Source organism: Streptomyces siamensis, from assembly GCF_039543605.1.
In the GTDB taxonomy this organism is placed as follows: domain Bacteria; phylum Actinomycetota; class Actinomycetes; order Streptomycetales; family Streptomycetaceae; genus Streptomyces; species Streptomyces siamensis.
Map to the genome: position 1 here is coordinate 47,278 of NZ_BAABKB010000042.1, position 14,464 is coordinate 61,741.

The 14,464-nt window shown below is 72.3% G+C and carries 8 protein-coding genes; 1 reads left to right on the plus strand and 7 read right to left on the minus strand.

The features are described 5' to 3' along the window. Positions 1 to 4: 4 nt before the first annotated feature. The 7 genes from asnB to ABEB03_RS38790 form a co-directional block, all read right to left on the minus strand. Positions 5 to 1,789 carry an asparagine synthase (glutamine-hydrolyzing) gene (gene asnB, locus ABEB03_RS38760; RefSeq protein WP_345657646.1) on the minus strand — a complete coding sequence of 595 codons (1,785 nt, stop codon included), beginning with the start codon at positions 1,787 to 1,789 and terminating at the stop codon, positions 5 to 7. A 16-nt stretch (positions 1,790 to 1,805) separates the two neighbouring features. Further along, positions 1,806 to 2,735 carry a peptidase gene (locus tag ABEB03_RS38765; RefSeq protein ID WP_345657647.1) on the minus strand — a complete coding sequence of 310 codons (930 nt, stop codon included), beginning with the start codon at positions 2,733 to 2,735 and terminating at the stop codon, positions 1,806 to 1,808. Further along, complete coding sequence (locus ABEB03_RS38770; protein ID WP_345657648.1) at positions 2,732 to 4,054, minus strand: ATP-grasp domain-containing protein; 1,323 nt, start codon at positions 4,052 to 4,054, stop codon at positions 2,732 to 2,734. Before ABEB03_RS38770 ends, ABEB03_RS38765 begins: the two co-directional genes overlap by 4 nt. Next, complete coding sequence (locus tag ABEB03_RS38775) at positions 4,051 to 7,941, minus strand: non-ribosomal peptide synthetase (protein ID WP_345657736.1); 3,891 nt, start codon at positions 7,939 to 7,941, stop codon at positions 4,051 to 4,053. Before ABEB03_RS38775 ends, ABEB03_RS38770 begins: the two co-directional genes overlap by 4 nt. 309 nt (positions 7,942 to 8,250) lie before the next feature. Next, positions 8,251 to 9,471, minus strand: coding sequence for an MFS transporter (locus ABEB03_RS38780; RefSeq protein WP_345657649.1), 1,221 nt, complete (start codon positions 9,469 to 9,471; stop codon positions 8,251 to 8,253). A gap of 211 nt (positions 9,472 to 9,682) precedes the next feature. Next, positions 9,683 to 11,359: an NAD(P)/FAD-dependent oxidoreductase gene (locus ABEB03_RS38785; protein WP_345657650.1), complete on the minus strand. Its 1,677-nt coding sequence runs from the start codon at positions 11,357 to 11,359 to the stop codon at positions 9,683 to 9,685. A 129-nt stretch (positions 11,360 to 11,488) separates the two neighbouring features. After that, positions 11,489 to 13,159 (minus strand): NAD(P)/FAD-dependent oxidoreductase, encoded by a 1,671-nt coding sequence (locus ABEB03_RS38790; protein WP_345657651.1) that lies wholly within the window; start codon positions 13,157 to 13,159, stop codon positions 11,489 to 11,491. Between the two features lie 381 nt (positions 13,160 to 13,540). Between ABEB03_RS38790 and ABEB03_RS38795 the strand changes: the two genes are divergently transcribed. After that, positions 13,541 to 14,308, plus strand: a complete 768-nt coding sequence (locus ABEB03_RS38795; protein WP_345657737.1) for a polysaccharide deacetylase family protein — start codon at positions 13,541 to 13,543, stop codon at positions 14,306 to 14,308. The last annotated feature ends 156 nt before the right edge of the window (positions 14,309 to 14,464 follow it).

A 14,464-nucleotide genomic window follows, 5' to 3' on the forward strand; every position in this document is an offset into this window, starting at 1 on the left:
CGGGTCAGGGGTGGAGGTTTCTGGTGGCGAACCAGGTTTCGAGGACGAGCAGCGACCACAGGACCCCGGCCGTGTGCGCGTCGGGCCGCTCGGTCTGCATCCGGAACAGTTCGCGCACGGTGTCGCGGCGGACGTAGGCCGCACAGCGGGTGCGGGGGCCGAGCAGGGTGTCGCCCACGAGGTCGTACAGCGCCTCGCCGGGCTTGATCATCGCCGTGACGGGCAGGGTGAAGGGCTGTTTGGGCCGGTCGACGACGCTGCGGGGGATCCAGCGGCGGGCGGCCTCGGCGACCGGCGCCTTGACGGTCTCGCCGACGACCTTGTGCGCGGCCGGCAGGGCGTGCGCGAGCCGTGTCACGGACGGCTGGAGGAACGGGATCCGCGCCTCGACGGCGTGGGCCATGCTGAGATGGTCGACGCGCCGCAGGATGTAGGAGGGGAAGCGCCGCTCCTGGTCGTGGCGGAGCAGCGTCTCCAGTTTGCCGTGCGGGCCGGTGCGCACCCGGCGGTCGAGGGCGTCGCCGTTGCGGTCCGCGAAGTGGCCGCCCCCGGCACGGATTCGGCGCAGGTAGTCGGGGGTGAAGAGGCGGGCGAGGGTGGCGGTGCCGGCCGCGGCCATCGTGTCCTGGTACGTGCGCTGCCAGTTGGCACCGTCGTCGCGGGCCGCCTTCACGAAGCGGGCGTAGCCGCAGAACAGTTCGTCGGCTCCGTCGCCGGTGAGGGCGACCTTGAATCCCGCGTCGTGCACCGCCTCGAACAGGGCGAAGGTGCTCAGGCCGTGCGGGGCGTTGTTGGGCTGGTCGAGGTGGCGGACGAACCGGTCGACCAGGTCGGGGAAGTCCGCCGGGTCGAGTTCGACCTCGTGGTGGCGGGTGCCGCAGTGCGCGGCGACCTCGCGGGCGAAGTGCCGTTCGTCGCCGGGCCAGTCACCTCGGTAGGCGATGGTGAAGGAGTGCGTCTCGGGTACGGCGTCGGCGGCCAGCGCGGTGAGATAGCTGGAGTCGAGTCCGCCGCTGGTGATGACGCAGACGGGCACGTCGGCCCGGACCATCCGGCCGAGTTCGTGGCGCAGGGTCGCGTCGAGGAGCTCGGCGGCCGAACCGTCGCACTCGGCGGGTTCCGGCGGCTCCGGCTGCCACTGTGTCACCTCCGGCCGGGTGCCGTCGAAGCGCAGGACGCCGCCCGGCGGCAGGGTGCGGACGCCTGTGTACACGGTGTCCGGGCCCCAGACGGCCCTGCCGCCGAAGTAGCGGTCGACGGTCAGCGGGTCGACCGTGCCGGGGAAGTCGGGGAAACGGGACAGGGCCCCGAGTTCGGAGGCGAAGCTGAGCCGGCGGCCGTCGGCGGACAGGTGGTAGTAGAGGGACTTCATCCCGGCGTGGTCGGTGAAGAGCTTGAGGCAGGGTTCGGCCCGGCGGTCCACGACGGCCACGGCGAACATGCCCTCCAGCCGCCGTACGAAGGCGTCGCCGTGCCGTTCGTACAGCGGCAGGAGTACGTCGCCGTCGCAGTCTCCGCGGAACGCGTAGCCCAGGGCGGCGAGTTCGGTGCGCAGTTCCCGGTGGTTGTAGATCTCGCCGTTGAAGACGCAGGTGAGGTCGCCGAGTTCGTAGGGCTGTCGGCCGTCGGCGACACCCTGGACGGCGAGACGGTTGTTGCCGAGCGCCCAGCCGTCGCCGGAGTGCAGGGTGGTCGCGTCGGGGCCGCCGTGGCGCTGGGCGCGGGCGACCGCGTGCAGGATCTCGCGGGCGACGGGCTCGCCGCCGAAGCAGCCGTGGATGCGGCACATGTGAGGTTCCCCCGGGTCAGCCGGCGACGGGTGCGTGACGGCGCCCGGCCGGTGTCTGGCGGGCCGTCGGCAGATGACGGTCCAGGAACTCGGTGACGATCTCGATCTGCCGCAGGATGTCCTCCAGCTGGCAGGGCGTGGGGGTGACGCCGTGTCCCTCCAGCGCGCTGTTGCCGGTCTTGAGGTGGACGGGCGCGGCGACGCGCACGAACTCGGGTGCCTCGTAGGTGCGGACGAAGCCGCCGGACAGGCGCGGATTGTCGACGTGGCAGTCCAGCGGGATCGACACGGCCGCGCGGATCGCGGCGATCATCGGCAGCGGAAGGTCGCGCACCGGGTTGAAGCTGTTGGCGCCGAGCATCTCCAGCATCTGCGCGGAACCGGGGTTGCCGTGTCCGCAGTGCGCGGAGACCTTCAGATGGATCCCGGCCGGCAGTTCGCCCGCGGTGCGCAGCCGGTGCAGCACCCACAGCAGGCCCTCGTCGTAGACGACGAAGCCGCGGATCCCGGCCTCGATGCCCCGTTTCACGTCCTCGACGGCGCGCACGACCTGCTCCTGGCCGCGCAGCCGGTAGCCGATGCGGGCGCCCTCGGGCGTCTGGACGCCCGCTCCGATGTCGTACGGGGCCCGGGGGCCGACCGACATCAGGATCTGGGCGCCGTACTCCTCCCCCAGTTGTGCGTAGGCGCGCAGTTCGCCGGCGGTGTGCCGGTACATGCCGCGGGTCTCGGTGACGCGGTTGACGGTCAGGCCCCGTCGGCGGCTCTCCGCGAGGAGGGTCTCGGCCGCCTGCACGGAGTTGACGGTGGGGACCTCGATCCGGAAGTGGCACCCGTCCTCGAAGGTGCGGGCCGACTCCTCGGCGGGCGTGGTGTCGCGGTCGGGCAGGCCCAGCCGGTCGAGCTGGGCGCGGGTCTGGGCGAACAGGACGTTCGTGGCGTTCATCGCGTCACCTCGATGCCGAGCTGGGCCGCCGCCCTGGCGACGATCTCCTCGGCGACCCCGATGGAGGTCGCGTGGTCGGGATGCACGACCTGCACCTCGCCGAAGTTGCCGAGGTTGCCCCGGCAGGGTGCGAGGACCTCGGCGTCCGGGAGGTTCACGGTCAGCGCGTGCAGGGCGTCGCCGTACTCGGCGGCCCAGTCGAGGGTCGGCGGGTCGGCGGGCCTGGGCACGGGGTCGGCGGCGCCGAACCAGCGGACCGTCGCGTAGCGGTCGAAGGAGATGTCGCCGGTCTCCACCTCCTCGTCGAGGTGGACGCGCACCAGGAGCTCGAACGGGTCGCCGCCGCCCGCCAGCTGGAACAGGTTCGGCAGACAGGAGCCCATCAGGCGGGGGTTGAGTTCGATGAGCCGGGGCCGTCCGTCGTCCGCCAGCATGATCTCCACGTGGAAGATGCCGAGGCGCAGCCCCACGGCCGAGACCACGGACTCCGCGAAGGCCATGACCCGCTCGTACGTGTCGGCGTCGATGGCGGCGGGGATCGTGGTGCCGACCTCCAGCGCCTCGTGCCGGTGCCAGGTCTTGCGCTCGCTGACGGCGAGCCGCAGGAAACGTCCGTGGGACAGGCCCAGTTCGGCGGACAGGAACCGTCCGGTCAGGTACTGCTCGACGAGCACGCCGTCCTGGTAGGGCGCTCGGCCCGGCCGTATGGTCCGCCACAGTTCCCGCATGCGGTCCGCGTCGGGGACGATGTGCGCTCCTTCGCTGGCCGAGCCCCTCGCCGGTTTGAGGACGACGGGATAGCCGGTCCCGGCGGCGAACGCGGCGGCCGTGGCGTGGTCGGTGACGACGGCGTGCCGGGTGTCGTCGACGCCGGCCGCGGCGAGGACCTCGCGGCAGCGGTGCTTGAGCTTGGCCGTGGCGGCGCCGTCCGCGCTGGTGAACGGGACGCCGAGCTCCTCGGCGATGCGGGCGACCGGCACGACGAGGGCGTCGACGGTGGCCACGAAGGCGTCGATCGGCCGCTGCCGGTGGATGGCGTGGAGGCAGGCCCGCAGGGACGCCTCGTCGGTCGCGTCGTCGAGGACGTGCACCGTGTCGACGTCCCGCCGGTAGGTCGAGGTGGTGAAGTCGATGTGCTGGGCGCGTTCCATGCGCAGCGACCGGACGAGCGTCACCTCGTGGCCGAGCCGCGCGGCCGCCCGGAAGGCGGGGGCGTTGCCGGTCTTCCACGTCACGAACACCACGTGTCGGGCTCCGCGCGCGGTGCGCGCACCGGTGGGGTGCGCGACGGCCGGGTGCCCACTGGCTGGGTCTGTCATCGGACCTTCCTTGTGAATCGCTGGCCTATGCGTACGTAGCCCGGGGTGTCCGTTCCGGGCGTGGGGACGAAGGAGATGGAGCCGGCGAGGATGTTCCGCTCGGACATGGAGGTGAAGCCGCCGGCGCCGGAGGAGACGAGGTCGCCCTCGTCGAGGAGTTGCCAGTCGCCGTCGCGCCGGCGCTCGGAGTAGGCGTAACGGAGGCGTTCGGGGCCGGGCAGGACGTCGAGCCGGTAGCCGTCGGAGGAGTAGACGCCGACGCAGTCGTCGAGGGGTGTTGCGAAGGTGCGTCCGGTGCGGACGAGTCCCTCGCCGGTGAAGGCGCGCAGGAGGTCCTCGTACAGTCCGAAGGCGGGGTAGGCGTTGGTGAGGAGCAGGAGGAAGGACTGGTTCTCGGGGAAGATCTGGATGAAGTTGTGGTGGCCGCTGCCGTTGGAGTTGAAGCCGAAGGCGCTGGGCCCGAACATCAGCCAGCCGAGGCCCCAGGCGTGCATGAAGTGGTGGCCGGGCACGTCGACCTGCGGGGTGCGCATCTGGGTGGCGAGTTCGGCGGACAGCAGGCGCTCGCCGCTCTCGGTGACGCCGTCGCGCAGCGCGAGCAGGGCGATGCGTGCGAGTTCGGGGAGGGTGAGGCAGACCGAGAAGGATCCGGCGGCGTCGTCGGCGATGGTCTGCGGCCCCGGTTCGTGTCGTACGTAGCGCCGGTCCGTCTCGTTCCACAGGTATCCGGTGGCCACGGTGCCGTAGTGGGACTCGGCCGTCCCGCTCTCCGGGACCGGTGTGATGCCGAGGGGGGTGAGCAGGAGGTCGTTGAGGGCGCGTCGCCAGGGGATGCCGAGGAGGTTCTCGATGAGACCGGCGACGATGGAGGTGCCGCAGGCGGAGTACGCGAAGACGCTGCCGGGTTCGAAGAGCTGCCCGTAGGCGCGGAAGCCGGCCAGGTAGGTGTCGAGGTCCGGCAGCCGGGTGTCGTGCCAGACCTCGTAGGAGTCGTCGATCCCGCTGGTGTGGGACAGCAGATGACGGAGTGTCAGTGGCACGGTGCGGCCGTCGCGGCGGGCGCAGGCGCGGGGCAGCCGTCCGTCGAGCGGTTCGTCGAGGCCGACGAGTCCCCGGTCGACGAGGCGGAGTGCGACGAAGGCGAGGAGTGCCTTGGTGACGCAGGTGACGCGCTGGCGGGAGGCGGCCGTGCGGGCGGGTCCGCTCTCGGTGTCGTCCGTGCCGTGGTAGGTGAACTGAAGTGCCCCGTCGGCGTAGACGGCCGCCGCGGCGGCGGGGATGCCGTGGCCCCGGGCGGATTCGTGCAGGGTGTGGGCGACGGCGCGCAGGCGCTCGGCGGTGCCGGTGGCGGTAGGCGCCTCGGGGGTGCGTACCCGGGCCCGGCGCAGCAGTTCGGCCTGGGCCCCGAGGGTGCGGTTCTCGTGGATGTCGGCGACACGGATCACGGCCGTGCTCTCGTCGCTCAGGCGGGCGGCGAGGAGCGTGGCGAGCAGGGAGTGCCCGCCGACGGTGAAGAAGTCGAGGTCCGGGGCGAGCGTGGAGAGGCCGAGCAGGTCGCCCCACACCCGGGCGACGGCGGCCTCCTCGGGGTCGCGGGCCGTGTCGCCGTCGCCCGTGTGCGCGGTGTCGCGCGCGGGGCCCCAGTCGACGGTGCGGGCGGCGAGGGCCTTGCGGTCGACCTTGCCGTTGGGCAGCCGGGGCAGCCGGTCCTCGACCACGATCTTCGCGGGCTGCATGTAGTGCGGCAGCTTCCGGCGCAGCAGGGCGGACATGTCGTCGACGGTGACGGGATCGCCCTCAACGCCGGCGTAGCAGACGAGGAGGGTGTCGTCGCCGCGCCGGACCGCGAGGGCGGCCACGTCGCGCAGGCCGACGGCCTGGCGCAGTACGGCTTCGATCTCGCCGAGTTCGATGCGGAAGCCGCGCACCTTGACCTGGGTGTCCGCGCGGCCCATGAAGCGCAGTTCGCCGGCCTCGGTCCAGCGGACCAGGTCGCCGGTGCGGTACAGGGTGCGGACGGGTGCTCCGGCCAGGTGGGCGGGGGTGGGCACGAAGGCCGCCGCGGTGCGTTCCGGGTCGTCGAGGTATCCGGAGGACAACCCGGCGCCGCCCAGGTGGAGTTCGCCGATGGCGCCGCGGGGCACGAGGCCGCCCTCCGGGTCGAGCACGTACGCGACGGTGTTGGGCAGCGGCACACCGATGGTGGGCTGTTCGCGGACCGGGCCGGTGAAGGACTTCCATGTCGAGTACGTGGTGTCCTCGGAGGGCCCGTACAGGTTGAGCAGCCGTCGCACGGAGGTGTGCTCGAAGGCGGCGTCGACGAGTTCCCTGGAGAGTGGTTCGCCCGCGACGTTGAGGACGGTGGTGCACGGCGGGACGGCGGCCCGCTGGAGGAGCACGTTGAGGGCGCTGGGCACGGTGTTGACGAGGGTGGGCCGCAGGGTGTCGTCCTCGGTCAGCGCGAGCACGTTGTCGGCGACCACCACACAGCCGCCCATGGTGAGCGGGCACCACAGTTCGAACACCGACAGGTCGAAGTTGAGCGAGGTCGCGAAGAGCACGCGGTCGACGTCCTGCCGTGTGTACGTGTCCCACGCCCAGGCCAGCAGGGCCATCACGTTGCGGTGGCTGATGACCACGCCCTTGGGCCGGCCGGTCGATCCGGAGGTGTGGATCAGATGGGTCGCGGCAGCGGCGACCACGGCGACGTCCGGGGGGTCGGGGCGCTCGCCCCGGGACTTCTCCCACAGCTCGTCCCACGGCAGGACGGTGGCGACGACCGCGCCGATCCGCTCCCCTGCCGCGGGGTCGTCGTGGATCACGGCGGCCATCCCGGCGGTGCCGGCGATGGCGGCGAGCCGGTCCGCGGGATACGCGGGGTCGAGCGGCACGTACGCGCAGCCGGCCTTGTGCAGGGCCAGCAGCAGACACACGGTGCGGTGGGAGCGGGCGGTCGAGACGCCGACGCGCGCGCCGGGGGCGAGGCCGTGGGCGAGCAGGGCGCGGGCGATCCGGTTGGCCGTGGTGTCGAGTTCGCGGTACGTGAGGACGGTGCCGCGCCACTCGACGGCGGGCGCGTCGGGGGTGCGGGCCGCCTGCGCCTCGACGTGGGTGTGCAGGGGGCTGTCGTCGGGGTAGGGGCGGGCGGTGGCGTTGACCTCGTCCAGCAGGAAGCGGGTCTCCCGCTCGGACAGGCGCAGTGCGTGGACCGGGGTACGGGGGCGGCGGACGCCGTCGAGCAGCAGTGCCTCGTGGTTGGCGGCGACGCGCGCCACGACCGCGGGCGTGAAGAGTGCGGTGTCGTAGTGCAGGGTGCGGCTGCCGTCCGTGCCGAGTTCGAGCAGCAGGTCGAACTCGGCCTCGGGCAGACGGTGTTGTCGACTGTCACCCGTGTCGTCCGCCGTGCCGTCGAGGATGCCGGCGCGCAGCCCGCCGCCGAGGCTGTCGACGCGGTGGGGAGCCGGTCGCCCCGCGGCGGCCGTGCGCGGACCCTCGTCTCCGCGTCCGGAGGTGCCGTGCGCCGGCCGGGCCGTCGGGGGCGCCGCGTGGCACTGCTGCGCGAGCGACGCCGCCAGGTCCGCGAGGCCGGTGTCCGCCCCGGCCCTCGACCGCAGTGTCACGACACGGCCGGGTGCCCCCGCCAGGCCGAGTGCGAGGTCGCCCTGCCCGCTGTAGCGGTGCAGCAGGGCCGCGAACGCGGCCAGGGGCAGTGCGGCGGCGCCCGTGCCGGCGTCCGAGGGCGTACGGGCGGCCGAGGACCAGGAGTGCGCGGCTCGGGGGGCGCCGGTGCCCCGGTCGCCGCGGGCGACGGGCAGCCGGAGGGCGGGCGGTGCGGCGTCGGCGGCGGACTCCGGCCGCCGAGCCGGGCGCCCGGTTGCGACGGTCATGTCATCCACGGGCTGAACTCCTCGTCTTCTTGCGGGACTTGTGGGGTGGGGACGGCTTCCGGGAGCGGCCGGCACGCGCGCCGCGGGGCGCCGGGCCGCGTGTCGCACCGCCCCCTGCGCTCGCGCGTACCGCCTCCGGTGCAGGGCGCGGCGCGCACTCGGCACCGGGGCACGTACCGGCACGGAACGGGCGGCGACCGGCTCGAACGATCGTCCGGGGGGGAAAGACTTCAGTGGAGGGGAGCCGGGCGTGGCGTGGCGCACGGCCCGGGGCTCCGGGCGCCCGGCGGGGCGTACGACGGGGGGCGTTCACGCCATGGCCGGGGCGGGGCGCTCCTTGCTGCGCCGCCGGGCCAGCGCCACCACTGCCGGCATGACGGAGCCGAGCGCGGCGAAGCCGGCCGCCATCGCCACCCAGCCCACGGTGCCGTGCTCGACGGCGAGCCAGGTCAGCAGGGCGGGCGCGGCCATCTTGCCGATGTCGGCGCCCATCGCGTAGGTGCCCTGGTACTGGCCCTGGGCGTCGTCCGGGGCGAGCCCGAAGGAGATGCCCCAGCTGCCCGCCGACTGCCTGACCTCGCCGAGGACGTGGACGAGCGCGCCGAGGACCAGCAGGGCCGAGGCGAGGAGTGCGGGGGCGCCCTCGGTCAGCGCGAAGACCAGACAGGCGGCTCCCAGGCACCAGGACCCGGCGCGCGAGGCACGTGCGGCGCCCGCCGGGTCGTCGGTGCCGCGGGCGGCTCTGACCTGGAGCAGCACCACGGAGATCGTGTTGGTGAGCAGGACGACCGCGATCATCCAGCGCGGCGCGTGGGTGTGGTGCAGGACCCAGAGCGGGAGGACGACGTCCAGGAGGAGGTTGTGCATGGAGAGCAGGCCGTCGAGGACGACGAACGCCAGGTAGGGGCCATCGCGCAGGACGACGAGTGCCGGTCCCGGCCGCGCGGGCTGCGGCGGCACGGTCGGCAGGAGCAGGGTGAGCAGGCCGGTACCGAAGTAGGTGAGGGCGTTGAGGACGACCGCTCCGCGGTACGCCGTCGGGGTGCCGACGGCGAGCAGGGCGCCCGCGATTCCCGCACCGACGGAGACGCTGATGTTGGCGGCGGCGCGTAATTGCGCGCGGAGGGTGACCCGTTCCGCGGCCGGCACCAGCCCGGCCATCATGGCCATGCGGGCGCTCCGGCTGGCGCTGTAGGCCACCGCCTGCACGGACAGCACGGTCACGTAGGCGCCGAACCCGTCGACGAACAGGAGGGCGGCGGTCAGCGGCCCGAGGGCCAGGAAGGACCAGATCTGCACGGTGCGCGGTCCGACCCGGTCGGCGAGATGTCCGGTGGGGGTGCTCAGCGCCAGGGCCACCGCGGCGGCGGCCCCGGCGCCGAGCCCGAACCGGCCCGGGGACAGCCCGAGTACGGCTGTCGCGTAGACGGCGTTGAGCGCCATCCACAGACCCTGGCCCATGGTGTGCACCAGGGTGATTGCGGTGAGGGTGCGGGCGGGGCCGCGCGGCGGGAGGATCCGGCCCGTCACGGTCGCACCGTCCCGTGCCGTCCACGCCACGTCAGGATCTCCGACATCACCGCGCACCTCTCGTTCAGCGCCATTGCCAACGATGGGTTCCGGAACGGGTTCCCTGTGGGGCACGCCAATTCCGTACGCATTGAATTCTACACACGTTGACTTCGACGGCAAACCCTCGCGCCACAACGGACCCTGACGGCTCGTCGGCACCTGTGCGGCGTCAGAACAGCTTGCTCCCCTTCAGCCTCGCCTTGACGGCCTCGCGACCGTTCTCCATGACCAGCCGGCGGACGACGGGGTCGGCGTCGGTGGCCGCCCAGCGCAGCATCTTCAGCAGGGTCTTGGGCCGCGGGTTCAGGAAGCGCACCTCGCGCTCGGCGTACCCGAAGTGCTTGGGCACGAAGTCGGCGGCCAGCAGTCGCTCGTACAGGAGGTCGGCGGCGTCCTCGGCGGTCACGGAGCCGGCCTCCACGGCCTCGCACTGCTTCACCATCGTCTCGTACAACTCGGCGAAGCCGTCGTGGTCGGGCCAGTACAGCCCGGGGTACGGGACGTCCTCCAGGTCCACGAAGTGCCGGTCCCGGCCGTCCTTGCGGAACTTGGTGAGCGCGCTCTGCATCCGGTACACGCCCGCGTTGGCGCCCCACGCCCAGATCCTGAAGACCGCGCTCCACAGGTCGTAGTCGCACCAGGAGATGAAGGCCGAGTTCACGAGCGAGTCGTTGTAGTCGAACAGCGACTGCTGGAGCCGGTCGACCGCGGCGAACCGCTCGCCGGAGAGGTCGTCGTCCCGGACGGCCCGCAGCAGTCGCCAGGCCAGCACGTTCAGGGCCTCGGTCGTGTTGGACAGACCGCGTGAGAAGAGCGGGTCGAGGAATCCGGCGGCGTGCGAGAGCAGGAACCAGCGGTCGCCCGCGGTCTGCTTCGAGGAGTACTGCAGGCGCCCCGTGGAGGTCCATTCCCGCACCGCCTTCATGCCCTCGAACTGCCGGACGACGTCCGGGAAGGGCGCGGCGAGCCGGGCGAAGTCCTCCTCGGGGCTCACCCCGTCGGGTTTGGGGAAGCACCGCGGGTCGACGGTCATGCCGACGCTGCACAGCGGGTTCTTGGACCACTTGTTGTTGTTGAAGCCGATCACCCAGGCCCAGCCGCGGTCGAACATGTGGTGCACGGTGCCCTCGTACCAGGGCACCGGCGGCCGCTGGCCGTCCGGGAGGTGGTCGAAGAGCCGGTCGGTGGGGGTCAGGTCGACCACGTGGTTCCAGATCGAGCGGGAGTGGTGCCTGAACCGGCAGGGGTCCTCGCGCAGCCCGAACTTGTCGGCGACCGGGGAACGGAAGCCACTGGCGTCCACCAGGTAGCGCGCCCGGTACTCGCCGTCGCGCCCGGCCAGTGTGACGCCCGAGCCGTCGAAGTCGATGTCGGTGACGAAGAAGTTCTGGCGCGCCTTGCACCCGTACTTGACCGCCACCTGGAAGAGATAGGAGTCGGTGTCCTGGCGGAACAGGTGGGCCGCCTCGTGCAGCAGTTGGGGCGGGGTGTTGAACTCGTTGACCTCGCGCGGGTTCTGCGGCGCGCCTTCGTGGTGCAGCAGGAACCCGAAGTGCCGTTTGACGCCGAAGCGCGGCCCGATCGTGCGGGTGGTGTCGGTGAACGAGGCGAGCGCGGCGATCTCCGGGACGTCGTAGCGCTCCGCGAGGGTGCGCAGCGACACCAGGGTGAACGGGATCGTCGACTCGCCGATGGCGAACCGGGGGTGCGAACCGGCGTCCAGCAGAAGGACCTTGGTCCCGTGCCGGGCCAGGATCGCGCCGAGGAGGGAGCCGGCGACGCCCGATCCGAGGATCGCCACGTCGTACGTCTCCCTCTCCAGCTCAGATGTGCCCGTTGCGTTCACGTACGGTCTCCTTGTCGTCGGGTGGGACAGGACAGCGGCCGGTCCGCGTCGACGGCGCGGCTCCGGCCCGGTCCGCCGGAGCGGCCCGGGAGGTGCCTTCCGGTCGTGACCCGGAAGGCACCCGCCGGGTCACCCGGAACGGCGCACGCCGCGCAGCCGCTCCCGGATCAGCCCTCCCATGGCGCCCTTGAGCAGCGCGCCGACCTCGTCCGGCGCGTCGGTTCGCACCCAGCGGGCGGCACGCGCGATACGCGCCGGGGTGTTGTGGAAGAACCGGTCGGCCGGGTCCGCCAGGCCGAGCGACGGCGGGAGGTAGTCGGCCCGCCCGATGGCGTCGAAGATCCCGTCCGCCGCCGCCTTCGGCGTGCGCGTGCCGGCCTCGACCTCCTCGCACAGGGTGCGGGTCAAGGAACCGAGGGAGTTGTAGTGCGCGCTGCCGGGAAGCGGGGATCCGGGGTGCCGGGTCCGCTCCAGGTCACGGAAGACGGCGTCGTCGCCACTCCTGCCGTACGCGGCGCAGGCGTTCTCCACGGCGAGTGCGCCGAGCACGGTGCTCACCGTCCAGGTCCGGACGACGGCGTTGAAGAGCTCGAAGTCGCGGAAGGAGACGAACGACGCGTACACCAGGTCGTCGTGCGCGTCGAACAGGGCCTGCTGGAGGTCCTCGACGTACTGGAACCGCCCGGTGGACCAGTCGCCGTCGTGCGCCGCGTCGATCAGGCGACGGCCCAGGGCGTTGACGACCTCCAGGCTGTGGGCGAGGCCGCGCGAGTAGAGGGGGTCGACGAAACCCGCGGTGTGGGACGCGAGGCAGTAGCGGTCGCCGACGACATGCTTCGAGGAGTACTGCAGTCGGCCCGTCGTGGTCCACGGCCGGGCGGGCTCGGCATGCCGGAACTGCTCGGCCAGGTCGGGGAACCCGGCCAGCAGCCGGTCGAACTCCTCCTGCGGCGCGAGGCCGTGGGCCGGGTGCCTGCGGGCGTCGAGGGTGAGCCCGACGCTGCACACGCTGTTCGTGGACCGGGGCTGGTTGTCGAAGGGGATCACCCACAGCCAGCCTCCGTCGAAGACGTGATGCAGGGTGCCCTGGTGCCAGGGGCTCGGCTGGTCGTGCAGCCGCCCGGCGACGGTCGCGTCGTACGGGGTCACTCCCGTCATGTGGGTGAAGAGCGTGCGGGAGTGAACACGCGCCCGGGTCGGTTCCTCCCGCACCCCCGGTTCCCGCGCCACGGGTCCGTGCCGGCCTCCCGCGTCGACCACGTACTCCGCGGTGAGCTCCTCGCCGGCCGCGGTGCGCAGGCTGACCCCGGTGTCCGGGTCGATCCGGATCCCCTCGACGCGTGCGCCGGGGCCGGTGCGCACGTCCGCGCCGCGACGCCGCGCGACGCCCAGCAGATGGGCGTCGACGTCCTCGCGGAAGAGGTGGGGCACGGGCGGTACAACGGAGGGGTTCACCACCTGGTAGATCTCGCCCGGATGCTGGCGCAGGTGTGGGCGGTGGTGGACGAACCCCATGTTGCGCAGCACCCCGCAGCGGGACGAGACCTCGCGCCGGACGCCTTCGAGGCTGGTGAGGTGTTCGATCTCGGGCACGCCGTAGCGCCGGGCGACCACGCGGGCGAGTGCCGCCGTGTACGGGACCATCGACTCCCCCACCGCGAAGCGCGGGGCCTCCTCGCCCTCGACCAGGAGCGTCCGCACCCCGTTGCGCGCGAGGACCGCGGCGAGCAGGGACCCCGCGAAGCCGCCGCCGATCACGGCGACCTCGTACCTCGTGCGCGCACTGTCCTTGCCGGTCACGTTCACGTGCCTCACCGCCGCTCGGCGTGCAGGAATTCTCGGTAGAGAGAATTCTACAGACAATGACTTATTCGTAAAGAGCGCACCGCGCGGAGCCGTTCACCAGGAGCGAGCGGCACGTGGACGAGGTGTGGCGAACGGCACACAAAGGGGCGACGGTTCACGCCCGCGCGGGAACGGCCGGGCACGGGGCGGCGGCCAACGGCGCGGCGCCGCCCGACGGTTACGCCCTCACCGGCACCCCCGCCGAAGCCCTGCGACAGCGCTCCCGCAGCGCCCCATGAAGGCGAACCGGAGCACACATCGGCGCAGCACAAATGGCTATACATCGAGTGTATACACCGCATGTATAGTCGCGACATGCCTTCTCTGCCCAGGAAGATGAAAAGACCGGGGACCAGGTTCCGTATGGCCGCGGCGATCTCCGCCGCCGTCGCGCTGGCCCTTCCGCTGACGGGGTGCACGACCGTGCACACCACCGCACCGAGCACCGCCCGCGCGGGAGCCGCGACCGACGTGCAGGCACGCTTCGGAACCGTCGACTGCCGCGAGGCCAAGTGCATCGCACTGACCTTCGACGCCGGACCGAGCGAGCACTCGGCCCGGCTGCTCGACATCCTCAAGGAGAAGCAGGTCCCGGCGACCTTCTTCCTGCTCGGCAAGCGGCACATCGAGAAGTACCCCGAGCTGGTGAAACGCATGGCCGACGAGGGTCACGAGGTGGCCAGCCACACCTGGGACCACAAGATCCTGACGCGCATCTCGTCGGAGCAGATACGCGAGGAGCTGGAGCGGCCCAACGACGCGATAGAGCGGCTCACCGGCCGCAAGCCGACGCTGATGCGTCCGCCGCAGGGACGGACGAACGACACGGTGCACCGGATCAGCCGCGAACTCGGGCTCGCCGAGGTCCTGTGGAGCGTGACCGCCAAGGACTACCAGACGAACGACTCGGCGCTGATAGAGAAGCGCGTCCTCCAGCAGTCGTCCCGGGACGGGATCATCCTGCTGCACGACCTCTACCCGGGCACGGTGCCCGCGGTGCCCGGGATCATCGACGCGCTCAAGAAGCGGGGGTACGTCTTCGTGACGGTGCCGCAGCTGCTGGCCCCGGGGAAGGCCGAGCCCGGCACCGTGTACCGGCCCTGAGGAACGTGTACGGGCCGACGAGTCCGTATGCGCCGACGAGCTCGCGCGCGGCCGAGCACGTACGCGCCGACGAGCTCGTCAGCGCGAGCGGTCACGTACGAGCGCTGCCGAACACGTACGGGCTCCGGCGGGCGCCCGCGTACCCGCCCGCCCCCG

What these genes read in the sequence shown, in the direction of transcription:
- asnB (WP_345657646.1), bottom strand. Translation starts at nt 1,789, where the DNA reads ATGTGCCGCATCCACGGCTGCTTCGGCGGCGAGCCCGTCGCCCGCGAG.
- ABEB03_RS38765 (WP_345657647.1), bottom strand. Translation starts at nt 2,735, where the DNA reads ATGAACGCCACGAACGTCCTGTTCGCCCAGACCCGCGCCCAGCTCGAC.
- ABEB03_RS38770 (WP_345657648.1), bottom strand. Translation starts at nt 4,054, where the DNA reads ATGACAGACCCAGCCAGTGGGCACCCGGCCGTCGCGCACCCCACCGGT.
- ABEB03_RS38775 (WP_345657736.1), bottom strand. Translation starts at nt 7,941, where the DNA reads ATGACCGTCGCAACCGGGCGCCCGGCTCGGCGGCCGGAGTCCGCCGCC.
- ABEB03_RS38795 (WP_345657737.1), top strand. Translation starts at nt 13,541, where the DNA reads ATGAAAAGACCGGGGACCAGGTTCCGTATGGCCGCGGCGATCTCCGCC.